Genomic DNA, 23,340 nt, shown 5'->3' on the forward strand with positions numbered 1-23,340 from the left:
ATGGGACGGGTCACCGAGCGTCGCCGCACCATCCGCATCCGGGACGGAGCGGTCACGACCCGTCCCGACACCCTCGTCGCGGAGGAGCCCCTGGAGATCCGGCTCAACGGCAAGCCGCTCGCCATCACGATGCGCACCCCGGGCGACGACTTCGCGCTCGCGGCGGGCTTCCTGGTGAGCGAGGGCGTGATCGGCGAGGGCTCCGAGGTGCAGTCGATCGTGTACTGCGCCGGGGCGACGGCCGACGGTGTGAACACGTACAACGTGGTGGACGTCAAGCTCGCCCCGGGCGTCGTGGTTCCCGACATCACGCTGGAGCGCAATGTCTACACCACCTCGTCCTGCGGACTGTGCGGCAAGGCGAGCCTCGACGCCGTCCGCACCACGACCCGCCACCCCGTCGCCGACACTCCCCCGGTCCGGGTGACGCCCGCGCTGCTCTCAGCCCTCCCCGACCGGTTGCGTGAGGCTCAGCGGGTGTTCGACCGGACCGGGGGCCTGCACGCCGCGGCGCTGTTCTCCCCGGAGGGCGAGCTGCTCGACATCCGGGAGGACGTGGGCCGCCACAACGCGGTCGACAAGCTCGTGGGGCGCGCCCTCACCGAAGACCGCCTGCCGCTCTCGCAGGCGATCCTGCTGGTGTCGGGGCGGGCCTCCTTCGAACTGGCGCAGAAGGCGGTGATGGCGGGGATCCCGATGCTGGCGGCGGTCTCGGCGCCCTCGTCGCTGGCCGTGGACCTCGCGGCCGAGAGCGGACTGACCCTCGTCGGCTTCCTGCGGGGACAGTCCATGAACGTGTACGCGGGTGACCACCGCATCGCCCTCGAGGCGACGGTGGGGCAGGGCTGACGCCCGCCCGCTGCACGGGGCAGGGGTCCGGCCGACGGGGAGCGCCCCCTGCGCCGGCCGGGCCCTCTCCTGGCTGCTCAGGCGCCCACGGTGCCGTCCTTCACCGCGGACACGAAGGACGACCAGCCGTCCGCCGCGAAGGTGAGCGCGGGGCCGTGCGGGTTCTTGCTGTCACGGACGGGGACGACGGTGGTGAAGTCGTCGGAGACCTCCACGCACGCGCCGCCGTCCTGGTTGCTGTGGCTGCTCCTACGCCAGGTCGCGGCGCTCAGGTCGATGGATCGCACGACAGTTCCTCCAACGTACGCAGGACAAATTCTCGAGACTCGGCCGGGGAGAGCGCCAGGTCGCGCGTTGCATCGTACGCACGTTGCATGCGCTCCACCGCAGCACTCTCCTCGTGCAGTTCCCCTCCGTACCCGTGCTCGGTGTACGCCACCGTTCGAGTGTCCGGCAGCCGCAGGAACCAGACGTCAGTGCCCGACAGACCATGCAACCCAGCCTTCTGAGGCAGGACTTGTAGTGTCAGATTCGGCCGTTCCGCCATGTCGGCGAGATACTCGAGCTGCTCCCTCCACTGCGCCGCACTCCGCAGGGCCGTACGCAGCGCCGCCTCCGACAGGATGGTCCGGAACTGAGGCGGGTCCTCGCAGGCCAGAATGACCCGCCGTCCCATCCGCGCTTCGACCTGCTGGTCCAAGGCCTCACCTCTGAGTCCACCGGACGCGAGCAACTCCCGGGCGTACCCGGGTGTCTGCAACAGCCCTGGCAGCACACTCACCGCGAAGTGCCACAGACTCGTCGCCCCCGCCTCCAGCGCCATGTACCGCCGGTACCGCTCCTTGAACTGCCGTTGGTCGCTGATCGCCAGCTCCCAGAGGGCCAGCAGCATGCCCGGTGTCCCGTAGTGCTGATCCAGCGCCTGCACGACCTCCGGGCCGCCGACCGTCTCGCCCTTCTCCATCTTGCCGAACAACGACCAGTCCCAGCCGAGCCGTTCGCCGAGCTGGCGAAGACTGTCGCCGCGCTCGGTGCGCAGATGCCGGAGCTCCTCCGCGAACCGTGCCCGTGGTTCCTTGCTGCGGCCTGTGACCGCCCGCCTCGTCGGCATAGCGCCCTCCGTGGAACGTGTGGAACGTGACTCATCCGCCGGGGAAGCACCTTCCGCCCTCGGTGTGTCACGGCCCTGACCGGGCCATTCTCGTGACGAGCCCCTCACGCAACGTAAATCGCGGAGGTGCGGCCGGGCAGAGGAATCCGCGAAAGAACAACCGAAGGAAGACGCCATGACACCGCCGCAGCAGAAGCCGCCCCTCCCCCGCAGGACACCCATGGCAGAGTGCGCGGCAACGGCCAAGACCCAGGAAGCCGTGGCCGCGCGCGATGACCTCGCTGCCGCACTGAGCGGCGCCGGCATCCAGCTGCCGGTGATGGATGTACGCACCCCCTGGCCAAACGTGGACGGCGGCGACAGCGCACGGCCGGCCCGTTACGCCCTCGTCCACCTCGGCGTCTGCTCCGCCCCCGTGGCGCACGCCCTCGCGGCAGTGATCAGGAAGGGGGCGGCCGGGTGAAAGACGAGGGCGCCCTCCGCGTCGGGACAGCCGTGCACGACGGGGGCAGCGGCCGGGTGGGCCTGGTGATGGGCCACGAGGGCCCGTACCTCCAGCTCCGCCCGCTCGGAGGTGGCCGCGAGTGGGACGCGGACCCGGCCCGTCTGCGGCCGCTCGGCCCCGCCGAGTTGTTGAGCGCCCGCGTCGCCGAGGCCAACGCCCGAAGCCGCACCGGCCTCGGACTCGGCGGCATACGGGGCTCCCCACCCTGCCACCGGCACGGTCCGGCAGATTCTCCGGCGAGACGGGGCTGAGCCCCCAGGGCGCGTCGGCCTGCTCACGGATCGTGTCGACCACGTCGTCCGCGTATCCCGGCTGGCCTGCGACCTCCTGCCATGCGATGCCCGCGACCATGTCCGGCGGCAGTCCGGAGTTCTTCGCCGCAGCCTGAATGACCTCCTTGTTCGCCGCGATCCACTCCTTCTTCTCCTGGTCCGAGGATGGAGGGAGCCAGTAACCGTCCCTCGCCTGGGGGCCATCACGAACGAGACTGCTCGTTCACCGGCGCCCCGGGCGCGGCCAGTTCGACGCAGCGAACGAAAGTCGACCAGCCTGCGTTCGGGGTCGAATCCGGCGTGAGCAACCAGCTGGGTGATTCCGCCGCCGCCCGCCCGGGTCCGGCCCATGTGGCTCGGCTCGCTCAGCACCCGGTGCTCAACCGTTGCCGCTCGTCGGTCCCGCGCGCCGAGGCCTCAATTCAGCACCTTCGCCCGAACAGGCCGCCCTGGTTCGCCGCCCGGCAGCGGGTCGCGGGAGCGGCGCTTCGCGATCACCGCGCAGACCATCAGCTGCATCTGATGGAAGAGCATCAGGGGCAGCACCGCGAGGCCGGCGTGCGCGCCGAACAGGACACTGGCCATCGGCAGGCCCGCCGCCAGGCTCTTCTTCGAGCCGGCGAACTGGATGGCGATGCGGTCCTCCCGTCCGAAGCCCAGCCGCTTCGCGCCGTACCAGCTGACCGCGAGCATGAGGGCCAGCAGCACGGCCTCGGCGCCGAGCAGCGCGCCGAGCCGGAGCGGGGTGACCTGGCCCCAGATCCCGGCCACCATGCCCTCGCTGAACGCCGTGTAGACGACGAGCAGGATCGAGCCCCGGTCGACGTAGCCCAGTGCCTTGCGGTGGCGGCCGATGAAGCCTCCGACCCAGCGTCGCAGCAGCTGCCCGGCGAGGAAGGGCACCAGGAGTTGGAGGACGATCTTCATCAGGGAGTCCGCGGAGAACCCTCCCCCGGTCCCGCCGAGGAGTACGGCCGCCAGCAGCGGTGTCAGCAGGATCCCGGCGATGCTGGAGAAGGAGCCGGCGCAGATCGCGGCCGGCACGTTGCCGCGGGCCATCGAGGTGAAGGCGATCGACGACTGGATGGTCGAGGGCACCAGGCACAGGAAGAGGAAGCCGTCCTGGAGCTGCGGGGTCAGCACGTAGGGCACCAGCCCGTGGCTGGCGAGTCCGAACAGCGGGAACACCAGGAAGGTGCAGGCCAGGACGGTGAGGTGGAGCCGCCAGTGCTTCAGCCCGTCGAGCGCCTCGGCGGTGGAGAGTCGCGCGCCGTAGAGGAAGAAGAGCAGGGCCACCGCTCCGGTCGACGCGCCGCCCGCGACGTCCGCGCCGGTCCCGGACACAGGCAGCAGCGCCGCGAGTACCACCGTGCCGATCAGCGCCAGGATGTAGGGGTCGACCGGCAGCCAGGACGGCGGCGCGGGGATACGGCGGCTGGTGCGGCGGCTCATGTGCTCCGTGCTCTCTGGGCGGAATCGTGGCCTCCCCATCCTGCTCCCGAACGCAGCGATCGGGAATCCCGTACACCGCACTGACTGTCATCACGGATCGCGATAACCTGGCTCCCGTGTACGACCCCGTCCAGCTCCGCACCTTCCTGGCCGTCGCCCAGACCCTGAGCTTCACGCAGGCGGCGCGCCGGCTCGGCGTGCGGCAGTCCACGGTCAGCCAGCACGTCCGCCGCCTGGAGTCCGAGGCAGGCCGGCAGCTGTTCAGCCGGGACACGCACCGGGTCGACCTCACGGTGGACGGCGAGGCCATGCTGGGCTTCGCCCGGACGATCCTGGAGGCCAACGAGCGGGCGGCGGCGTTCTTCACGGGCACCCGGCTGCGCGGGCGGCTGCGCCTCGGGGCGTCCGAGGACTTCGTCCTGACGCGGCTGCCGGAGATCCTGGAGTCCTTCCGGCGCGAGCACCCCGAGGTGGAGCTGGAACTGACCGTGGAGCTGTCCGGCGTCCTGCACCGGCAGCTCGCGGCGGGCCGGCTCGATCTGGTGCTGGCCAAGCGCCGCACCGGGGACACCCACGGCGAGCTGGTCTGGCAGGACACCCTCACCTGGATCGGCGCCCCGCAGCTGCGGATCGACCCCGAGCGCCCGCTGCCGCTGATCGCGTTCCCCCCTCCGGGCATCACCCGGGCGCGGGCGCTGGAGGTGCTGGAGGAGCACGGCAGGCCCTTCCGCTTCGCGTGCACGAGCGCGAGCCTGAGCGCGCTCGTCGCGGCGGCGAGGGCGGGCCTCGGGGTGATGGCGCACACCCGGGGGCTCATCCCACCCGGGCTCGTGCCGGTGCCGGCCCGGGCCGGTCTGCCGGAGCTGGGAGATGTGGACTTCGTGTTGCTGCACGGGCGTCGCAGGGACGCGGCGCAGGAGGCCGCGGACGCCCTCGCGGCGGCGATCCTGGCAGGCGGCGACCGTCTCCACCGCGCTCCGGTCCTGCCTCCGCATCCCGAATCGGCGTAAGTTCCGCGTACAGATTCGGTGGAGATTCCCGCCCGAGGCGGTTACTCCGTGGTCGGAAGTGCGCCCGAGCCTTGCCCATCTGGCCCGATTTCTGCGGTTGGCCTGGCCAGATGTCACGTTTTCCGGAGACTTCGGACCCTCCCGCGGCCTCGCGCGGTGAGGTAGCGTCGCGGCGCCGTGCGGAGCGCCACAAGGAGCAGGTCATTGCGCGAGTTCACTGTCCCACCCATGGCCGCTGCCCCTCAAGTCGGCGGTCTTGCCGACACCGTCTTCGATTTCGCGGAGGAGGACCCCCACCGGATCGCCCTCGGACGCAAGGACGGGGAGGGGCGGTGGCACGACGTGTCGGCGGCCGACTTCCGCGACCAGGTGCTCGCGCTCGCCAAGGGCCTGATCGCGCAGGGGGTCCGGTTCGGCGACCGGGTCGCCCTGATGTCACGTACGCGCTACGAGTGGACCCTCTTCGACTACGCCCTCTGGACGGTGGGTGCCCAGTCCGTGCCGATCTACCCGACGTCGTCGGCGGAGCAGGTCCTGTGGATGCTGCACGACGCCGAGGTCGCGGCCGTCATGGTCGAGCACGAGGACCACGCCATGACGATCGGCTCGGTGATCGACCGGCTGCCGAACCTGCGCCGGCTGTGGCAGCTGGACGCGGACGTGGTGACCGAGCTCGTCGACGCCGGTGCCCTGGTCGACGACGAGGTCGTCCACCGGCACCGGCGTGCGGTGACACCCGACTCCGTGGCCACCCTGATCTACACCTCCGGCACGACGGGGCGCCCCAAGGGCTGCGTCATCACCCACGCCAACTTCATGTTCGAGGCCGACACCATGGTCGCCCGCTGGCATCCGGTGTTCCTCTCGAAGCCGGGTGAGGAGACCGCGACGCTGCTCTTCCTGCCGCTCGCCCATGTCTTCGGCCGCATGGTGGAGATCGCGGCGCTGCGCGGCCGGGTGAAGCTCGGGCACCAGCCGGAGCTGTCCGCGAAGGCCCTGATGCCGGACCTCGTGTCCTTCCGGCCCACCTTCATCCTGGCGGTGCCGTACATCTTCGAGAAGGTCTTCAACGGCGCCCGGCGCAAGGCGGAGTCCGAGGGGCGCGTCGGGGCGTTCGACAAGGCCGTCGAGATCGCGGTGAAGTACGCGGAGGCGTTGGAGGAGCGGGCCTTCGCCACCGGACCGGGGCCGTCCGCCGGCCTGCGGATGCAGCACCAGTTCTTCGACAAGGTCGTCTACCGCAAGGTACGGGAGGCGATGGGCGGCCGGGTACGCCACGCCATGTCGGGCGGCTCCGGCATGGCCCGGCGGCTCGGACTCTTCTTCGCCGGTGCGGGCGTCGCGGTCTACGAGGGCTACGGGCTCACCGAGACGACCGCCGCGGCCACCGCCAATCCGCCCGAGCGCACCCGCTACGGCACCGTCGGGCAGCCCATCCCCGGATCCAGCGTGCACATCGCGCAGGACGGCGAGATCTGGGTGCACGGCGCCAACGTGTTCTCGGGATATCTGGGCGACCCCAAGGCCACGGACGCCGTGCTGCACGACGGATGGCTGGCCACGGGCGACCTCGGCGCGCTCGACGAGGACGGGTATCTGACGATCACCGGGCGCAAGAAGGAGATCCTGGTGACCTCCGGGGGGAAGAGTGTGGCCCCGAGCGGCCTGGAGGAACGGGTCCGCGCGCATCCGCTGGTCGCGCAGTGCATCGCCGTCGGCAACGACCGGCCCTACGTCGCGGCGCTGGTCACCGTGGACCACGAGGCGGTGGAGCACTGGCTCGCCATGCAGGGCCGCACGCCGATGCGCGCCGCCGACCTGGTGCGCGACCCCGATCTGGAGATGGAGGTCCGGCGGGCGGTGGTGGCGGCGAACACGGCGGTCTCGCAGGCGGAGTCCATCCGGACCTTCCGCATACTCGCGCACCAGTTCACCGAGGAGCACGGTCTGCTGACCCCGTCGCTCAAGCTGAAGCGGAAGGCGATCGAGACGGCGTACTCGGCCGAGGTGGACGCCCTCTACCGGTGAACACGGCCTCCGCCACCTGACGGGGCGTCGGACGTGTGCGCGGCACAGCGCCCGATCCGGTCACCGGGAATGCTCGGGCCCCTCCGTTCGTTCCACCGGGGAGTATCAACCGACGACGTAAGGATCGACTGCTCGTGAGCCAGGTCCCCACCATCACGCTCAACAACGGCCTCGAGATGCCTCAGCTCGGCTTCGGTGTCTGGCAGGTGCCGGACGACGAGGCCACGACCGCCGTGACCACGGCCCTCGAGGCCGGGTACCGGAGCATCGACACCGCCGCGATCTACGGCAACGAGTCGGGCACCGGCAAGGCGATCGCCGCGTCCGGTGTGGCCCGCGAGGAGCTGTTCGTCACCACCAAGCTGTGGAACAGCGAGCAGGGATACGACTCGACGCTGCGCGCGTTCGACGCGTCGCTGGACAAGCTGGGTCTCGACCACGTCGACCTGTACCTCATCCACTGGCCGGTTCCTGCCAAGGACGCCTACGTCGACACGTACAAGGCCTTCGAGCGGATCCTCGCCGACGGCCGGGCGAAGGCCATCGGCGTCTCCAACTTCCACCCGGAGCACCTGGAGCGTCTGCTCGCCGAGACGTCCGTCGTCCCGGCGGTCAACCAGATCGAGCTGCACCCGCAGCTCCAGCAGGCCACGTCCCGCGCCTTCCACGCCGAGCACGGCATCGTCACCGAGGCCTGGTCGCCGCTCGGCTCCGGCAAGGGCCTCCTCGAGGTCCCGACGGTGGTCGCCGTCGCGCAGAAGCACGGCCGGACCCCGGCCCAGGCGGTGCTCCGCTGGCACCTGCAGACCGGCCACGTGGTCATCCCCAAGTCCGTGACGCCGTCACGGATCGCGGAGAACATCGACGTCTTCGGCTTCGAGCTGGACGCCGACGACCTGGCCGCGTTCGCCGCGCTCGACGAGGGCAAGCGCCTCGGCGCCGACCCGGCCGAATTCAACCTCGGCGCCTGATCCGTCCCACTCGCGACGGCGCCCCCACCGCATCCGTGCGGTGGGGGCGCCGTCGCGTCCGGAGCTGCGCTACTGCGCCCCGTGCCCGGCCGCCACGGCCTCGACGCGCGCGGCCAGCGTGAGGTCCTTGCGCGTGACGGCGCCGCCCGCGTCATGGGTGTGCACGGCGAGCGCCACGGTGTTGTAGCCCAGCGTCAGGTCCGAGTGGTGGTTGAGCTCGTCCTGGATCCGGGCGACGTGGACGGTCAGCGCGGCTGCGGCGAAGTGGGAGGGCAGCCGGTACGTACGGGTGATCCGGTCCCCTTCCAGCTGCCAGCCGGGCAGCTCGCGCAGCCCGGCCTCGACGTCGTGGGATGACAGCGGTTCGGCGGGCATACGGCGGCTCCTGAGGCGTATCGGCGCGGTCGGCGGCGCGGGTGGATGTCGGTGCAGGTGGACGTTACGGTCCGGGCGCGTCGGCTGTCGCGCCTGACACGGGCCTCGCACGGGAGAACACCACTTCTGCACGGGCCTCACTCGGCACGACGGGCACGAGCGGCACACTCCGATCACTCGTTGTGGTCCGGACCGTGCCGCAGCCCGGCTTCCGTGCCGGTCGTACGTGCCGGGCGGGACGGCATCGGCCCCGCCCGGCACCTCGTGCGCCCGCGTTACACGCGCGCACCGTTGTCGGCCGGGTCGCGGCGTTTCCGCCCGGCTCCCGTCCTGCGGCCCGGCGCCCGCTTACGGGCCGGCGGCGGGGCCTTGCTGCTCCGCTCCAGGAGGAGCGCCCCGGGCACAGCAGTCATCACCGAGGAGTACGTGCCCACGCAGATGCCGATGAGGAGGGCGAGCGCGAAGTCCGCGAGCGAGTCTCCGCCCAGCACGGCGAGCGCCACCAGGATGAACAAGGCGCCCATCCCCGTGTTGACGGTGCGCGGGACCGTCTGCAGGACGGCTCTGTTGGCGACGTCGGCGACCGGTGTGCGCCGGTTCCTGGCCCACAGCTCGCGTACCCGGTCGAAGACCACCACCGAGTCGTTGACGGAGTAGCCGATGACGGTGAGCAGCGCGGCCAGGAAGATCCCGTCGACCGGCCGTCCGAGCCAGGCGAAGGCGCCGACCAGGATGATCACGTCGTGCACCAGGGCCCCGACCGAGGAGACGGCGAACGTCCAGCGGAACCGGGCCGCGAGGTAGGCGAGTTGCACGAACACGGCCACCCCGAGGGCGATCAGGGCGTTGCGCCTCAGTTCGTCGCCGAGGCTGGGGCCGATCAGCTCGTCGCGCACCTTGGTGGTCTCGCCGCCCTCCTCGGCGAGTGCGGCCCGCAGGGCGTGTTCCCCGTCGTTGTCCAGCTGCCCGGTGCGTACGGAGAGGTCGCGTTCGCCCGCGGTGGTGACCTCGGCGTCGGTGAACCCCGCGGCGGCGATCGCGTCCCGGGCGGTCTCGACGTCGACGGGACGGTTCGTCGAGTACTCCACGAGACGCCCGCCGGTGAATTCGACGCCCAGGTCGACACCCCGCACGAGGATGCCGGTCACGGCGAGGAGGACGAGCGCGGTGGAGGTCAGCAGCCAGCGGCGCGGCGACCTGAACAGCTGGGGGTCGCGTGCGTTCAGCCAGGTACGGACACGGCCCGGCCGGGCGATGCCGTTCACACCGCGGTAGTCGCTGACGAACCGGGAACCCGCCGCGATCTCGGTGAGGGCGCGGGCGATGACGAGCGCGGAGAACATCGAGACCAGGACGCCGATGGCGAGTGTGACCCCGAAGCCCTTGACCGGCCCCGAGCCGAGGAAGAACAGGAGCGCGGCGGCGATCAGCGTAGTGACGTTGGAGTCGGCGACGGCGCTCCAGGCACCCCGGAATCCGGAGGTCAGCGCGGTGCGCAGCGATCCCTTGCCGCGGTCCGCGTACTCCTCGCGGGCCCGCTCGAAGACAAGGACGTTGGCATCGACCGCCATCCCGATGGCGAGGACGAAGCCGGCGAGACCCGGCAGGGTCAGGGTGACCCCCAGGGCGACGAGGGCGGCGTAGGAGATGACGCCGTACGCCGCCAGTGCCACAGCGGCGAGGGCGCCGAAGAGCCGGTACATGACGGTGATGAAGAGTGCGGTGGCAGCGGCGCCGATGAGAGCGGCCCGGGCACTGGCGTCGATGGCGGCGGCGCCGAGCGTCGGTCCGACGGTCCGCTGCTCGACGATCTCGACGGGGACGGGCAGAGCGCCGCCCTTGATGAGCAGGGCGAGGTCACGTGCCTCCTCGGCACTGAACGAGCCGGTGATCCGGGTGGACCCGGAGGGAAGCCCGGCCTCGCAGGCGATCGACGGATCGACCTGGGGGGAGGAGATGACCTTTCCGTCGAGGACGATCGCGACGCGGCGCCGTTCGTCGCCGGCGGGGTTGCACGCGGCGTCACCGGTGAGCCTCTTCCACTCGCGGCCCGCGTCCTTGTGGAAGTCGAGCGAGACCGCCCAGCCCGTGCCCTGCTGGGCGTCGAACTCGGCGGTGGCGTCCTTGACCCCGGCGCCGGAGAGACGTACCGGGCCGAGCGCGAGGAGGCCGCCCTGTTCGTCGGGCAGCGTCTCCTGACCGCCGTCGCCCTCGGCACCGGGGCCCTCGACCGCGTGGAAGCCGAGCTGGGCGGTCCTGCCGATGACGTCGGCGGCCTGCCTCGGGTCCTGCACGTCGGGCAGTTCGACGATGATCCGGTCCTCCCCCGAGCGGGTCAGGGTCGGCTCGGCGACGCCGAGGGAGTCGATGCGCTGCCGCAGTACCTCCAGGGTGCGGTCGGTGCTCTCCCGGTCCGCCTTCGCGGTGGCGGAGTCCTTGGCCTGCAGCACCATCCGGGTGCCGCCCTGGAGGTCGAGGCCGAGTCTGGGTGACTGGGTCAGGGTGATGAACACGGAGACGAGCAGAACGGCGGCAGCCAGAACCGCTCGCACCGTGGTGGCGCGAGTCATGGGTATCCCCTCGAGTGGGCGTCGTCCGCCCGTACCTCAGAGGGAAGGGCAGGGCGACGGGTCCGTTGGACAGAACCGGTGAAGAGCCGGCTGACCGGCCGTCACCTCCGGAGGACCCCGGACACCGGGCAGCGCCGCCCGGGACCGTGCGACGAGGAAAGGGCCCGCGCCCGCTGCCCCGGGCGCGGCGCCACGGGGCAGCAGGAGGTTCTGCGGGCGCGGCGGCAGGGCGCCGTGGCCGGGCGGGGGAAGGTGCTGGGGGGCGTGCGGACGGTCGGCGCCCGCACGCGGCGCCGTCAGGGGGCCGGCCTCCGCCCACCGGGCGGGATCGTCCGTCCGGGCGGCGGCGGACGGCCCTGAGACATGCGCGACGAGGCCGGTGGCGTGAGCCGGGGAGGCGGTGGCGTGAGCCGGGGAGGCGGTGGCGTGAGCCGGGGAGGCGGTGGCCTGTCCGGCGCTGTGCCCCGGCCCCGGAAGCGCGTTCTCCACTGCCGCGGGCGTGCCGCCGAGAAGAGTCAGGACGCCGAGGAGGAGCGCGGCGAGGATGTGCCGCACCGTGTGCGGTGGCGTACGGCGGGGCCCTGTGCCGTACTGCGCCGTTTCGTACCGCGCTGTGTCGTGCGGCCCCGTGGGGGGCGCGTTCCCCCGGGGTGCCCCCGGGAGGGGGCTCACCTCAGCCGGACCGGGCGGACGGTCGCCTTGCCTTCGACGGCAGGGCACAGGACGGAGTCCAGGAACAGGGCCGCGCCCCGAACGACAGCGGTCGACGGATCGGGGGCGATGCGCACCGGCACGCCGAGGCAACCGGTGATCCGGTCGGTGACATCACGGCGGAGCGCACCGCCTCCGGTGAGCACCGGCCCGCGGCGCAGTGCTCCCCGTACCGCTCCGTGCCGGTCCTCACGCCACATGGACGTGATCATATCGAGGACGTTCCGGGCGAGTTCGGCGGGCACCGAACCCGGGTCGAGGTCGCCCAGGCCTGCGTCGGCCTGCCGGGCGTCGACGACCGTCCCGTCGACGAGCAGGGCGACCTCGGTCAGTCCGGCACCCATGTCGACGACGAGCACCGGGCCGCCGGCCGGATCACCCGCGGACCGGGCCACGGCGCCGGCGCTGTTGAGGACCATGGCACGCGACGCCCCCAGGGACGCGAGGAGCTCCCTCGCCGTCGCGCGGTGTTCCCGTCCGGCCAGGACCGGATGGCTGAGCACGACGGCGCTGCCCTCCCGGTCGGCGCCCAGCGCGGTGTCCGCGAGCCGCCCGAGCAGCCCGGCGCACGTGTCGGCGTCGACGATGCGCCCTCGTCGGACCGGCCGCGTGGCGGCGTCCTCCCAGCCGGCCGGTCCGCCGGTGACGAGGCCCTGTCCCGTGACCCAGGCGCGGATCCCGGAGCTGCCCAGGTCGACGGCCAGCCCCTTGACGGGGCCGGGCCGTCCCGCGGCACGGGCGGCGTGCGCCTCCTGCCGCCGGAGGACCGGCCGGCCTCGCCGCCGCCCGTCACGTGAAGTACGCATCGGCCCTCGTCCTCAGGTCTGCCGCCACAGCGGCCAGCACGCACCGACCCACTGATAGCGAGGTCAGATCGAACCCTCACTATGCAATACAAGGCACGAAAAGGCCACCGCCTCGACAATTCAAGGACATGAGTCGATGAGTAGCTGTCACGCCTCCACCGCGAGATACGCCTCGACGAGCTCGGCGAACTCCTCGGGCGCGGCTATCCGGACACCGAGATCCTCGGCCTTGGTCCGCTTGGATCCCGCCTTCTCCCCGGCGACGAGCAGGCTCGTGCGCTTGGAGACGCTGGAGGAGGACTTCCCCCCGGCCCGCTCGATCAGCTCGTTCATCTGGTTGCGCGAGAGCTTCTCCAGGACACCGGTCATGGCTCCGGTCACGACGACCGTCATACCGGCGAGCGGCAGGCCGGCCGCCGGGGCGTCCTCGGCGTCACCCTCCTGTTCGGCCCCCGGCTCCGGCGGCGGGGTCGCACCGGGCTCCGTCATGTTGACGCCCGCGGCCACCAGCTTGCCGATGAGCGGCGCGAGCTCCTCCAGTTCCCTGACGACCGCGGCGGCCTTCTCCTTGCCGATGCCGTCGACCTGCTGCAGCGCCTCCGCGTCGGCGGCCGCGATGCGGTCCATCGAGGCGAAGTGACGGGCGATCCGGCGGGACATGGAGCGACCCGTGCCGCGGACGCCGAGCGCGCAGAAGACGCGCGACAGCGGACGGGTCGCGGCCGTCCCGATGGCCGCCAGCAGGTTGTCGGTCGAGGTCTCCCCCATCCTCTCCAGGGAGAGCAGCTGGTCGCGCTCCAGCGTGAAGAGATCGGCGAAGTCCTGGACGAGGCCCGCGTCGACGAGCTGGACGACCCGGGTGGCACCGAGCCCCTCGATGTCCAGCTGGTCACGGCCCGCCGCGTAGGAGATGGAGGCGACCAGACGGCAGTCGCGGCCCCGGGTGCAGCGCCAGCGCTGCTCGCTCGCGTCGATCTCCGAACCGCACCGGGGACAGGCCTCGGGGAACTCGATCGGCTGCTCCTCACCCGTCCGCAGGTGCGCCACGGGCGCCTCGATGCGGGGGATGATGTCGCCCGCCTTGTAGACCATCACGTGGTCGCCCAGCCGCAGGTCCCGGCGTGTGATGTCGGCGGGGTTGTGGAGCGTGGCGTAGCTGACGGTCGACCCGTCGATCTCGACGGGCTCCAGCACGGCGCGCGGCGCGATGATGCCGGTCCTGCCGACATTCCACTCGACGCCCAGGAGCCGGGTGACCTTCTCCACGGCCGGCAGCTTGTACGCGATGGCCCAGCGCGGCGCGCGCGTCCCGGATCCGGCGTCCCGCTGGTCGGCCGCCAGGTCCGCCTTGATCACGATGCCGTCGATCCCGAAGGGCAGCGCGGCGCGCAGCGCGGCGATGGCCTCCACCCCGGCCTGCACCTCCTCGACCGTGGTCACGGTGCGCGGGGCGACCGCGGTGTCGGCGGCGGTGTGAACGCCGACACCGGCGACGTACTCGAGGACCTCGCTGTGCGGGAGTTCGGCCAGGGTGTCCGTCAGCTCGCCGGAATCGGGCAGCGCGAGCGCACCGTAGGCGAAGAAGGTCATCTCCACCCGGTAGGGGCGGTCCTTGGCCCGCAGGGTGCCCGCCGCGCCGTTGCGCGGATTGGCGAAGGGCGCGGCGCCGTGCGCCGTGCGCACCGTGTTCGCCGTCTCGAACTGCTCGTCGGTCATGAGGATCTCGCCGCGTATCTCGAGCGTGGCGGGAGCGTCGAGCCGGTCGGGCAGGCCGAGCACGGTCCCGATCGCGTGGGAGACGTCCTCGCCGGCCGTCCCGTCGCCCCGGGTGATCAACTGCTCCAGCCGGCCCTGCCGGTAGCGTGCGGCGACGGCCAGGCCGTCGAGCTTGGGCTCCACGCTCCAGGCCGCCACGGGGCGGCCGATACGCCGCTCCACGGAGGCGGTCCAGGTGACGAACTGCTCGGCGGAGAACACGTTGTCCAGCGAGAGCATCGGCACGGTGTGCGGCACGTCCCCCGAGGCCGCACCGCCCGCGACCTTGCCCGTCGGCGAGGCGTCCAGCACCTCCTGCGGGTGCTCCTCCTCGTAGGCCGCGATCCCGCGCACCAGCCGGTCGTAGGCATCGTCGTCGAGCCTGCTCTCACCTGCGGTGTAATACGCGGCGGCGGCACGCTCGGCCTCTTCGACCGCGGCTGCGTAGGCGGCTGTGTCGGCGAGCGCACCAGCTGAGTTCGTCGTCATGGGCACCATCCTGCCGCCCACCACTGACAACGCCTTCCCGTCGAGATCGGACATCACTCGCGAGAGAGCGCTCTCCTATAGTCGGCCGCCTCAACTTCGATCAAATACCCGCCAATTGGGGGGCCTGCGCAAAGGATTGACATGCATGCGTCACGCTTCTACGTTCCATGAGAGAGCGCTCTCTCCCCTGGCCGGGCCCCGGTCAGAGGAATCCCCACTTCCTCGGAACAGGAGTGCCGTGCTCTTCCTACGCAGACGTACGAAGCAACACCGCGGACGCAGGACCCCGCCCCCGTGGCGCTACCGCGTCGCCGGGCTGGCCGCCGCCGCGCTGGCTCTGTCCCTCGTCCAGGCCGGCGCCGGCAACGCGGCCGGGGACCGGGCGGTCCCGCCCGTACCGGAGGCCGCCGCCGACGTGGTCAGGGTCGCCGAATTCCTCGCGGAGTGCCCCTACACCCACCGGGCCCCGGACGACCCGATCGTGCTGCCCAATCTGCCCGGCGCCTCGCACATGCACAGCTTCTTCGGCAACGACTCCACCGACGCCCACTCCGATCTGGCCTCGCTGGAGAAGGCCGGTACCAGCTGCGCGCCCAGGACCGACCTGTCCTCGTACTGGGTCCCCACGCTGTACGACGGCACCAAGGAGGTGGAGCCGACCGGCACCACCTTCTACTACCTCGGTGAAGGCGTGCGGGACGACATCATCCGCACGATCAAGCCGTTCCCCCGCGGGCTCCGGATCGTGGCGGGCAACGCGAAGGCGACCGGCCCCGACGACAACACGATCTCCCGCTGGTCGTGCCTGCACCACGGCGAGGTCAACCCGTCACACGACTTCGTCAACTGCCCGGCGGGCTCGATGATGGAGAGCTACCTGGACTTCCCGCAGTGCTGGAACGGCAGGGACCTCGACTCGGCCGACCACAAGAGCCACATGGCCTATCCGGTGGGCGGCGCCTGTCCGTCGACCCATCCCGTCCCGGTGCCCAAACTGCGCCAGGTGCTGCGCTACCCCGTCAACGGCGACCCGGCGCGGTTCCGGCTGGCGTCGGGGCGCGGCTACACGATGCACGGTGACTTCTTCAACGTGTGGCCGGAGGCGGAGATGGCGCAACGCGTGCGCGACTGCATCAACGCCATCATCAAGTGCGGCGCCGACGGCACCCCCTGACCGTTCGTCCGTCCCCCCGCCCACCGGTGCCTGCCCGGGTCCTCCCGGGCCCGGGCAGGCACCTCCGCGCAAGGACACCGCCCATGCCCGCTCGTCTCACCGCATCGATACTCCTCCTGCTCACCGCCCTGTCCGCGTGCGCCCGGGAAGGGGATTCAGGGTCCGTGCCGTCCGCCACGGCGGTAGCGCCCGCCCCCTCCGCGAACCCGACCGACTCCGCCTGGATCCAGTTGATGATCCCCATGGACCAACAGGCCGTCGCCCTGTTGGATCTGGCCGCCGAGAAGGCCACCGGCCCCCGGCTCCGGGCCTGGGCCGCCCGACTGCGGACGGACCAGGCCGCCGAACTGACGGAGCTACGGGGGCTGCGGACGCGGATGGGACTGCCGGACACCGATCTGCACGAGGGACACGACATGCCCGGCATGGTGACCGCCGGGGACCTCGCGAGCGCCCGCGCGTCGGAGGGCGCCGCGTTCGACCGCCTGCTGGTGGCGCAGATCCAGGACCATCTGCGCCAGTCGCAGCAGGTCTCACGTTCGGAGACGACGGCCGGCAGCGGGGCCGAGGCCACAGCACGTGCCCGGGAGCTCGTCACCGCGCGCGGGAGACAGCTGGCCTCGCTGACATCGCTGTGCGCGGGCAGGGCCGCTGACGTGCCGGAACCCTTCGCCTGCCACTCGGATCACCCGGTATAAAGACTGCATGACTGCCGATGTCCCGCCGCCCGTACGCCCCGCCACCCTGGAGGACGTGGCCGCGGTGGCGGGCGTCTCCCGGGCGACCGTGTCCCGTGTCATCAACGGTGCGACCACGGTGGACCCGGCGTTGCGCCGGGTCGTGGAGGAGGCTGTGGCGACGACGGGCTACGTCCCCAACCGGGCGGCGCGTTCCCTGGTGACCCGGCGGACGGATTCGATCGCGCTGGTCGTGTCGGAGCGCGAACGGCGCCGCGTCTCCGAGCCGTTCATCGGCCGGATGTTCTCCGACCCTCACTTCGGGCGTGTGGTCGCCGGGCTGATGGACGTACTGCGCCCGGCCGGGATCCAGATGGTGCTGATGCTGTCCGACGACGAGGCGTCCCGCAATCAGCTCCTGTCGTATCTGCGCCAGGGGCACGTCGACGGAGTGGTGCTGATCTCCTCGCACGCCGACGATCCGCTGCCCGGTCTGCTCCACGACACCCGGCTGCCCGCCGTGCTGGCCGGCCGGCCCCGCAACCCGTCGCCGCTCACCTATGTCGAGGCGGACCAGCGGGCCGGGGCGCAGATGGCGGCCGAGCACCTGGCGAGCCTGGGGCGACGGCGCATCGGCACGATCGCGGGTCCGCAGGACATGCCCGCCGGGCAGGTGCGTCTCACGGGTTTCCTGGACGCGCTGGGGCAGCACGGTATCGGGGACGTGGTGACCGCCGAAGGGGGTTTCACCCACGCGGGCGGCGCGGCGGCGATGCGGCAGCTGCTCCGTGAACGGCCCGATCTGGACGCGGTGTTCATCGCCTCGGACCTGATGGCGCAGGGCGCGCTGCCCGTACTCCTGCGGGCGGGCAGGGACGTGCCCGGCGACGTGGCCGTGGTGGGCTTCGACGACAGCACCGCGGCGGTCGCGTGCGATCCGCCGCTCACGACCGTGCGTCAGCCGGTGGAGGAGATGGCTGCCGAGATGGCGCGGCTCCTCCTGAAGCAGATCGGCAGCCCGGCCGACGGCCCCGCGCCGTCCGTGGTGTTCCATCCCACGCTGGTGCGGCGCGAGAGCGCCTGACCCCAGGCCTCATCCCCGCGCGCCGGGCACGGTGTCACCGGGATCCGGGACGGACGGAAGGGGGCGGAGCACACGGACCGGCCCCTCGGCCACCTCCCCGGGCCGGCCCGGGGATGCGGGGCCGACCGGTCCGAGCGGTTCCCCGGCCGGTCCGCCGGCGAACGGTTCGTCCACCCGGTCCGCCCCCGTGAAGCCCTCCTGCCGCAGTGGCACCTGGGGGCCGGAGAGCTCCCTCAGCCAGCGCGCCAGCACCCGGTGCACCGCCTCCGCCCCGACGACGGGACCGGCCGGACCCGCAGGAGCGCCGGAGCCGGCAGGCCCGGGAGCGGGCACCACCCTCGCCGGAGCGTCCGAAGCCGTGTCCCGAGGGGTGTCCGCCGCCACCGCGTCCAACGGGTCCGTCAGTGTCCGCGGCCACAGCAGGAACGGCCGCGACTGTTCGCCGCCCAGCCCTCCGTGCGAACCGATCTGCTCCTCGAAGGCGTGGACGCTGCCGGACCCGGGGTCGTACATCGAGTTGACCATCACATCCGCGACGTGCGGGAAGCCGTCGGTCCGCCGTACCGCGTCCGCCGCGCCGGCCCCGAAGGCGGCGATCGGTCCGTCCCCGTCGCGCAGGTCCGCCACCGGGATCTCCGCCCCGCCCCGCCCGAGCACGACCGATCCGTGCTTCTGGCTCCGTACGAGCAGGAAGCCGATCCCCGGATGGGCGGCGAGCGTACCGAGCAGCGCGGGGTAGCGGCGGTCGAGCTGCTCGCGCGAGGCCCGCCCCTCGATGTCCGGGAACGACAGCAGCCCGAGATTGCCGGAGGCGAGCACGACCGGGTCGGAGGCTTTGGCCGGGTGATGCGCGTCCTGTTCCCCGACGACGGGCCTGTGCAGCGCGATGCGCACGGCGTCGCGGGCCTCCGACGCGCTGCGGGTGCGTTGCGCCCTGCGGGGGACGGGCAGCCCGCAGCCGGCCCGTACGAGGTCCTTGAGCGTGAGGCCGTACCGTCCCGCGAAGGTCTCCCCCGGGCTCTGACCGTGGTCCGACAGCAGCACGATCCGGTAGGCGCGGGGGGTGTGGTCCGCGATCTTCAGGATGAGGCCGAGCGAACGGTCGAGCCGTGTCAGGACCTTCCCCGCGTCCCGGCTGTGCGGGCCCGAGTGGTGGGCCACCTCGTCGTAGGCGACGAGGTCGGCGTAGACGGCGGTGCGTCCCGCGAACATGTCGCCGATCACGGCGGCGACCACCACGTCGCGTTCGACGACGGTCGCGAAGGCCCTGATGAAGGGATAGAGCCCGCCGCGCTTGACCCGGGGGGACTCCTTGCGCACCCGTGCCCGGACGGACTGGCCGATCTCCCGGACCACCTCGGCGACGAAGGACAGGGCCGTACGGACGGCGTTGGCGGGGTCGGAGAAGTAGGCGAAGTAGCCGGCGCGTGAGCCGCGCCCCTTGCCGAGCCTGGCGGCCATCGACAGGACCAGGGCGAGCTCCTCCGCGCCACCGCTGAAGAGGTTGCCCCGGCTCGCGCCGTCGACGGTGAGCAGGCCGCCCTCATGGGTGCGGGCTATGGCCCTGCGCTGCAGTTCGAGGGCGCTCGCCGGTCTGCTGGAGACCATGACGGTGCCGGTCTCCTTCTCGAACCAGCGGAAGGCGGGGACGTCGAAGTTGCTCCCGTGCAGGATGCCCAGCTGGCTGGCGCCGGTCTGGCTGGACCAGTCGGTGGTCCACGGGGTGAGCCGGTGGCCCGCCTCGTCGGCGAGCAGGCCGGCCACGGTCGGCATGATGCCGTCCGCCGCCGCCCGCTCGAGCACGTCGTGGCCGACACCGTCGAGCTGGACGAAGACGATTCCGGGCGGTCCACCGCGCCCTCCGTCCGCGCTCCGCGGCATGCCGCTGCGTCTGCGGCGCCGGTCGGCGAGCCTGGAGAGCCGGCGCCGGTAGGCGTCGTCGTCACGGACCGCGAGGGCGGTGGAGGTCGCGGAGGCGACGGCGGACATGACGGCCGCCACGACGACGGCGGTCTCCGGGTCGGCGTCGCCGCGCCCGTCGGGGATGAGCCGCAGCGCTATCAGCAGCAGCGATCCGTTGAGGAAGAAGACCAGGGCGCCCAGCACCAGGGCGGGCACGATGAGCAGCGCCCTGACGAGTACCGGCCACACCAGGGCCGAGAGCAGGCCGAACGCGCCGGCCCCCCAGGCCGCGGTGAAGGCCGTCCTGGTGACCGTGTCGCCGTCGTCGGCCTGGAGCTGGAAGTCCGGCAGGATCCCGGCGAGCGCCAGCATGGTGAGTGTGGAGACGGCCCACACCGAGATCACGCGCATGAGGGTTCCCCCCGCCTTACGCCATCGCCGGTCACTCACGCCGTTCCACCTCACGTCCGGGCCCGGTGTACGTCATGGGCCCGCGTCAAGCCTGTCACAGCCCGTTCGGAGGCTCGTGGGGCCCCGGGCCGTCCGCGGGGCTCAGCAGCCGTCGTATCCTGCGGTCGGCATGGAGAGCCTGCGGTGGACGCTGGCCTTGCTGCGAGCGGTGTAGACGGGCTCCTCGAGTCCGGCGAGCTCGAAGCGCACACCACGGCGCTCGCACTCGCCCGCGAAGTCCGGGACCGAGACGAGTGCCCGCGCCAGTACCCGGTCGTTGGGGGCCACGAACAGGTCGACCTGTCCGCTCTCGACGTCCGCCCAAAGGGCTCGGTGATCGGGGCGCAGCCCGTAGACGCGGAGCTGACGGGTGACGACGTACCCCTCTCCGGCGGCCCAGCGTGCGCACATGGCGTGCTGGCTGCGGGTGTCGACGAGGAACGGGTCACCGTCGAGCTCTTCCAGCGGTGTGAGGCTGGCGATGGCCGCCACCCGTACGTCCGCGACGACGTCGCCCATGAACCGCTCCCCCCGAGCCCGGATACCGGTGAGCATCCTACCCGCGCGGTAGCCCTCCGTAGCCGCTCGCTGCCGTACCGCGTCCGGCGTGAAGGAGCACTCCGGCGTGGGAGGGGCGCGGACCGCCTACCCTCGTACGCGTAGGGCGACGTCGTGGGCACGGACGAGGAGGCGGGACGGTGGAGGTCACCTGGTGGGGTCATGCCACCTGCACGATCGAGGACTCCGGGGTCCGGGTGCTGACCGACCCGCTGTTCGCGCGGCGCTTCGCGCATCTGCGCCGTCGGCGGGGCGAGGTCCCTCCGCCCGAGGCCGCGGTCGCCGACGCCGTCCTGATCTCCCACCTGCACTCCGACCATCTGCATCTCCCCTCCCTGGCCCGCCTCGCCCCCGGCAGCCTGCTGATCGTGCCCCGCGGTGCCGTCGGGGCCGTCCCGGGCCTGCGCCTGCTGCGCCGGGTGCGCGGACTCCGGATCTCCGAGGTCGCCCCCGGGGACACGGTGCGGGTCGGCGAGGTCCTGGTCCGCGCGGTCCCGGCCCTGCACGACGGACGCCGTCTCCCGGTCGGCCCGCACCGGGTGCCCGCGCTCGGGTACGTCGTCGAGGGCGAGGCCCGCACCTATTTCGCGGGGGACACCGGACTGTTCGACGCCATGGCCGACGCGGTGGGGCCGGTGGACGTGGCTCTGCTCCCGGTCGGCGGCTGGGGGCCGAACCTGGGCCACCACCACCTGGACGCGGCCCGTGCCGCGCAGGTGCTGACGCTGCTGGAGCCCCGGTCCGCGGTTCCGGTGCACTACGGCACGTACTGGCCGATCGGGATGGACGGGGTCCGGCCGCACGAGTTCCACGCGCCGGGTGACGAGTTCGTGCGCCAGGCGTCCCTGGTCGCACCGGGGGTGGCGGTGCACCGGCTGGGGCACGGCGAGCATGTGAGGCCGGAGGCCCGTAGGTGATCGATGAAGTGCTGGGGCAGCTGCCGACGGAGTCGACGCAGCAGGCCGTCGGCTACCCGACGTTGTTCCTGCTGGTGGCGCTGGGGTCGCTGGTGCCGGTGATTCCGACGGGTGCGCTGGTGAGTACGGCGGCCGTCGTGACGCTGCACCAGACGTCACCGTTCGCCCTGCTCGTCGTGTTCGCCGTGGCGTCGGGAGCGGCCTTCCTCGGGGACATATGCCTGTTCTGGCTGGGACAGCGGGGGGTCCGCTCGGAGCACGGCTCGAAGTGGCTGGAGGCGATCACCAGCAGAGCCGCTCCGGAGCGGCTCGCGCAGGCGCAGCGGAAGCTGGACGACCACGACACGATGGTGCTGGTGCTGTCCCGGCTGGTGCCGGCCGGGCGGATACCCGTGATGCTGGCCTGTCTGCTCGGCCGGATGCCGTTGCGGCAGTTCGCCCGTGGCGACGTGCCCGCGTGTCTGGCCTGGGCGGCGACGTACCAGCTGATCGGGATCCTGGGCGGTTCGCTGTTCCCGGAGCCGTGGGAGGGTGTGCTCGCGGCGGTCGTGCTGACGCTGCTGATCAGCGGGACCCCGGCGCTCTGGCGGCGGCTGAGGGCGCGTACGGCCGACTGAGGAGCCGGAGGCGGCCCGTCCGGGCACGTCAGGTATCCAGGACACGTGAGCCGCCGACCGGCAGGTCCCAGAGGTCGCCCCGCGGGTATCCGGCCTGCTGCCAGGCCGTGCGGAGCCGGGTCAGCGGTTCGAGCACCGGTTCGGCGGAGAGCAGGAACGTCGCCCAGTGCATCGGTGCCATCGCGCGGGCGCCGAGATCCGTGTACGCCTGCACGGCCTCCTCGGGGTCGGTGTGCACGTCGGAGAGCCACCAGCGCGGTTCGTACGCGCCGATGGGCAGCATGGCCAGGTCCAGGTCCGGGTAGCGGCGGCCGATCTCCTTGAACCAGTGGCCGTAGCCGGTGTCCCCCGCGAAGTAGAGCCGGCGCCCGGCCCCGTCGCCGATCACCCAGCCGCCCCACAGGGACCGGCAGGTGTCCAGGAGGGTGCGTTTGGACCAGTGGTGGGAAGGCACGAAGTCGAACCGGACACCGCCCAGTTCCACGGACTCCCACCAGTCGAGTTCGGTGACGCAGGTGAAGCGGCGGCGGCGGCACCAGCGGCCGAGACCCGCGGGCACCAGCAGCGGGGTGTGCCTCGGGAGCCTGCGGAGCGTGGGCGCGTCCAGGTGGTCGTAGTGGTTGTGGCTGATCAGGACCGCGTCGACGGGCGGCAGTTCCTCCCAGCGCACGCCGGCGGGGGTGATGCGGGCCGGGGTGCCCAGGATGCGTCGCGACCAGACCGGGTCGGTGAGGACGGTGAGGCCGCCGATACGGATGACCCAGCTGGCGTGTCCGGCCCAGGTGACGGCCATCGTGTCCGGCCCCGCGGCGGGGAGTGGCTGGGGGGCGTACGGCAGCCGGTGGATGCCCCTCAGGCCCTCGGCGTTGGGCCGCATGGACCGCTCCCTGGCCAGACGGGTCATGCCCCTGACACCCGGGAGGGGGGCGGTGAGGCGGTCCGCGAAGCTGCGGGGCCAGGTCCGGAGCTCTCCGAGACGGCGCGGAGCGGCGACGGGACGGCCGGCGGGCGCGGGGCCGGCTCCGGCGAACGGGCGCTCGGTCTGTTCCGTCATCGA

Annotated in this window: 21 protein-coding genes; 11 read left to right on the forward strand and 10 right to left on the reverse strand. The window is 72.2% G+C overall.

Features of this window, described 5'->3' with window-relative positions; translation table 11 throughout:
* Positions 1–849: a formate dehydrogenase accessory sulfurtransferase FdhD gene (gene fdhD / locus LWJ43_RS04605; RefSeq protein WP_277330991.1), complete on the forward strand. Its 849-nt coding sequence runs from the start codon at positions 1–3 to the stop codon at positions 847–849.
* 77 nt (positions 850–926) lie between these two features.
* On the opposite strand, the gene LWJ43_RS04610 is transcribed toward fdhD, so the two are convergent.
* Positions 927–1,136, reverse strand: coding sequence for a DUF397 domain-containing protein (locus LWJ43_RS04610; protein ID WP_277330992.1), 210 nt, complete (start codon positions 1,134–1,136; stop codon positions 927–929).
* Positions 1,118–1,960 carry a helix-turn-helix domain-containing protein gene (locus tag LWJ43_RS04615; RefSeq protein ID WP_277330993.1) on the reverse strand — a complete coding sequence of 281 codons (843 nt, stop codon included), beginning with the start codon at positions 1,958–1,960 and terminating at the stop codon, positions 1,118–1,120. Before LWJ43_RS04615 ends, LWJ43_RS04610 begins: the two co-directional genes overlap by 19 nt.
* Positions 1,961–2,135: 175 nt before the next feature.
* Here LWJ43_RS04615 and LWJ43_RS04620 point away from each other — a divergent pair, with 175 nt between their 5' ends.
* Positions 2,136–2,423 (forward strand): hypothetical protein, encoded by a 288-nt coding sequence (locus LWJ43_RS04620; RefSeq protein ID WP_277330994.1) that lies wholly within the window; start codon positions 2,136–2,138, stop codon positions 2,421–2,423.
* Complete coding sequence (locus LWJ43_RS04625; RefSeq protein ID WP_277336064.1) at positions 2,420–2,716, forward strand: hypothetical protein; 297 nt, start codon at positions 2,420–2,422, stop codon at positions 2,714–2,716. The genes LWJ43_RS04620 and LWJ43_RS04625 overlap by 4 nt, the downstream gene beginning before the upstream one ends.
* 438 nt (positions 2,717–3,154) lie before the next feature.
* Here LWJ43_RS04625 and LWJ43_RS04630 read toward each other — a convergent pair whose 3' ends face one another.
* A complete protein-coding gene (locus tag LWJ43_RS04630; RefSeq protein ID WP_277330995.1) occupies positions 3,155–4,189 on the reverse strand; it encodes a bile acid:sodium symporter family protein in 1,035 nt (344 codons plus the stop codon).
* A 107-nt stretch (positions 4,190–4,296) separates the two neighbouring features.
* Between LWJ43_RS04630 and LWJ43_RS04635 the strand changes: the two genes are divergently transcribed.
* The 3 genes from LWJ43_RS04635 (at position 4,297) to LWJ43_RS04645 (ending at position 8,198) form a co-directional block, all read left to right on the forward strand.
* The gene (locus tag LWJ43_RS04635; protein ID WP_277335809.1) at positions 4,297–5,199 is read left to right on the forward strand and encodes a LysR substrate-binding domain-containing protein; all 903 of its coding nucleotides are present in this window, start codon (positions 4,297–4,299) and stop codon (positions 5,197–5,199) included.
* A gap of 228 nt (positions 5,200–5,427) precedes the next feature.
* Complete coding sequence (locus LWJ43_RS04640) at positions 5,428–7,227, forward strand: AMP-dependent synthetase/ligase (RefSeq protein WP_277330996.1); 1,800 nt, start codon at positions 5,428–5,430, stop codon at positions 7,225–7,227.
* Between the two features lie 134 nt (positions 7,228–7,361).
* Positions 7,362–8,198 (forward strand): aldo/keto reductase, encoded by an 837-nt coding sequence (locus tag LWJ43_RS04645; protein ID WP_277330997.1) that lies wholly within the window; start codon positions 7,362–7,364, stop codon positions 8,196–8,198.
* A 69-nt stretch (positions 8,199–8,267) separates the two neighbouring features.
* Here the strand turns inward: LWJ43_RS04645 and LWJ43_RS04650 are convergent, their stop codons facing one another.
* The 4 genes from LWJ43_RS04650 to ligA all read right to left on the reverse strand — a co-directional run bounded on the left by LWJ43_RS04650 (position 8,268) and on the right by ligA (position 14,904).
* Entirely contained in the window at positions 8,268–8,573 is a 306-nt protein-coding gene (locus LWJ43_RS04650; protein ID WP_277330998.1) for a 4a-hydroxytetrahydrobiopterin dehydratase, read from the reverse strand.
* Positions 8,574–8,848: 275 nt separating this feature from the next.
* Positions 8,849–11,143: a protein translocase subunit SecD gene (secD, locus tag LWJ43_RS04655; RefSeq protein WP_277330999.1), complete on the reverse strand. Its 2,295-nt coding sequence runs from the start codon at positions 11,141–11,143 to the stop codon at positions 8,849–8,851.
* Between the two features lie 668 nt (positions 11,144–11,811).
* Positions 11,812–12,660 carry a rod shape-determining protein gene (locus LWJ43_RS04660; RefSeq protein ID WP_277331000.1) on the reverse strand — a complete coding sequence of 283 codons (849 nt, stop codon included), beginning with the start codon at positions 12,658–12,660 and terminating at the stop codon, positions 11,812–11,814.
* A gap of 147 nt (positions 12,661–12,807) precedes the next feature.
* A complete protein-coding gene (gene ligA / locus LWJ43_RS04665; protein ID WP_277331001.1) occupies positions 12,808–14,904 on the reverse strand; it encodes an NAD-dependent DNA ligase LigA in 2,097 nt (698 codons plus the stop codon).
* Positions 14,905–15,142: 238 nt separating this feature from the next.
* Here ligA and LWJ43_RS04670 point away from each other — a divergent pair, with 238 nt between their 5' ends.
* The 3 genes from LWJ43_RS04670 (at position 15,143) to LWJ43_RS04680 (ending at position 17,839) form a co-directional block, all read left to right on the forward strand.
* Positions 15,143–16,078: a DUF1996 domain-containing protein gene (locus LWJ43_RS04670; RefSeq protein WP_277331002.1), complete on the forward strand. Its 936-nt coding sequence runs from the start codon at positions 15,143–15,145 to the stop codon at positions 16,076–16,078.
* Positions 16,079–16,161: 83 nt separating this feature from the next.
* On the forward strand, positions 16,162–16,776 hold the full coding sequence (locus tag LWJ43_RS04675) for a DUF305 domain-containing protein (RefSeq protein ID WP_277331003.1): 615 nt from the start codon (positions 16,162–16,164) through the stop codon (positions 16,774–16,776).
* A gap of 7 nt (positions 16,777–16,783) precedes the next feature.
* Entirely contained in the window at positions 16,784–17,839 is a 1,056-nt protein-coding gene (locus LWJ43_RS04680; RefSeq protein ID WP_277331004.1) for a LacI family DNA-binding transcriptional regulator, read from the forward strand.
* A gap of 9 nt (positions 17,840–17,848) precedes the next feature.
* Here the strand turns inward: LWJ43_RS04680 and LWJ43_RS04685 are convergent, their stop codons facing one another.
* Positions 17,849–20,191, reverse strand: a complete 2,343-nt coding sequence (locus LWJ43_RS04685) for a phage holin family protein (protein WP_277331005.1) — start codon at positions 20,189–20,191, stop codon at positions 17,849–17,851.
* Between the two features lie 102 nt (positions 20,192–20,293).
* Positions 20,294–20,710: a recombinase family protein gene (locus LWJ43_RS04690; protein ID WP_277331006.1), complete on the reverse strand. Its 417-nt coding sequence runs from the start codon at positions 20,708–20,710 to the stop codon at positions 20,294–20,296.
* Between the two features lie 179 nt (positions 20,711–20,889).
* Between LWJ43_RS04690 and LWJ43_RS04695 the strand changes: the two genes are divergently transcribed.
* Positions 20,890–21,666 (forward strand): MBL fold metallo-hydrolase, encoded by a 777-nt coding sequence (locus LWJ43_RS04695; RefSeq protein WP_277331007.1) that lies wholly within the window; start codon positions 20,890–20,892, stop codon positions 21,664–21,666.
* Positions 21,663–22,283 carry a DedA family protein gene (locus LWJ43_RS04700; protein ID WP_277331008.1) on the forward strand — a complete coding sequence of 207 codons (621 nt, stop codon included), beginning with the start codon at positions 21,663–21,665 and terminating at the stop codon, positions 22,281–22,283. The genes LWJ43_RS04695 and LWJ43_RS04700 overlap by 4 nt, the downstream gene beginning before the upstream one ends.
* Positions 22,284–22,311: 28 nt before the next feature.
* Here LWJ43_RS04700 and LWJ43_RS04705 read toward each other — a convergent pair whose 3' ends face one another.
* Positions 22,312–23,337, reverse strand: coding sequence for an MBL fold metallo-hydrolase (locus tag LWJ43_RS04705; RefSeq protein ID WP_277331009.1), 1,026 nt, complete (start codon positions 23,335–23,337; stop codon positions 22,312–22,314).
* Positions 23,338–23,340 lie beyond the last annotated feature (3 nt).

It is taken from the genome of Streptomyces sp. JH34, from assembly GCF_029428875.1.
Classification (GTDB): Bacteria; Actinomycetota; Actinomycetes; order Streptomycetales; family Streptomycetaceae; genus Streptomyces.

What these genes read in the sequence shown, in the direction of transcription:
- LWJ43_RS04675 (WP_277331003.1), top strand. Translation starts at nt 16,162, where the DNA reads ATGCCCGCTCGTCTCACCGCATCGATACTCCTCCTGCTCACCGCCCTG.
- LWJ43_RS04680 (WP_277331004.1), top strand. Translation starts at nt 16,784, where the DNA reads ATGACTGCCGATGTCCCGCCGCCCGTACGCCCCGCCACCCTGGAGGAC.
- fdhD (WP_277330991.1), top strand. Translation starts at nt 1, where the DNA reads ATGGGACGGGTCACCGAGCGTCGCCGCACCATCCGCATCCGGGACGGA.
- ligA (WP_277331001.1), bottom strand. Translation starts at nt 14,904, where the DNA reads ATGACGACGAACTCAGCTGGTGCGCTCGCCGACACAGCCGCCTACGCA.
- LWJ43_RS04660 (WP_277331000.1), bottom strand. Translation starts at nt 12,660, where the DNA reads ATGCGTACTTCACGTGACGGGCGGCGGCGAGGCCGGCCGGTCCTCCGG.
- LWJ43_RS04690 (WP_277331006.1), bottom strand. Translation starts at nt 20,710, where the DNA reads ATGGGCGACGTCGTCGCGGACGTACGGGTGGCGGCCATCGCCAGCCTC.
- LWJ43_RS04620 (WP_277330994.1), top strand. Translation starts at nt 2,136, where the DNA reads ATGACACCGCCGCAGCAGAAGCCGCCCCTCCCCCGCAGGACACCCATG.
- LWJ43_RS04640 (WP_277330996.1), top strand. Translation starts at nt 5,428, where the DNA reads ATGGCCGCTGCCCCTCAAGTCGGCGGTCTTGCCGACACCGTCTTCGAT.
- LWJ43_RS04615 (WP_277330993.1), bottom strand. Translation starts at nt 1,960, where the DNA reads ATGCCGACGAGGCGGGCGGTCACAGGCCGCAGCAAGGAACCACGGGCA.
- LWJ43_RS04705 (WP_277331009.1), bottom strand. Translation starts at nt 23,337, where the DNA reads ATGACGGAACAGACCGAGCGCCCGTTCGCCGGAGCCGGCCCCGCGCCC.
- secD (WP_277330999.1), bottom strand. Translation starts at nt 11,143, where the DNA reads ATGACTCGCGCCACCACGGTGCGAGCGGTTCTGGCTGCCGCCGTTCTG.
- LWJ43_RS04650 (WP_277330998.1), bottom strand. Translation starts at nt 8,573, where the DNA reads ATGCCCGCCGAACCGCTGTCATCCCACGACGTCGAGGCCGGGCTGCGC.
- LWJ43_RS04630 (WP_277330995.1), bottom strand. Translation starts at nt 4,189, where the DNA reads ATGAGCCGCCGCACCAGCCGCCGTATCCCCGCGCCGCCGTCCTGGCTG.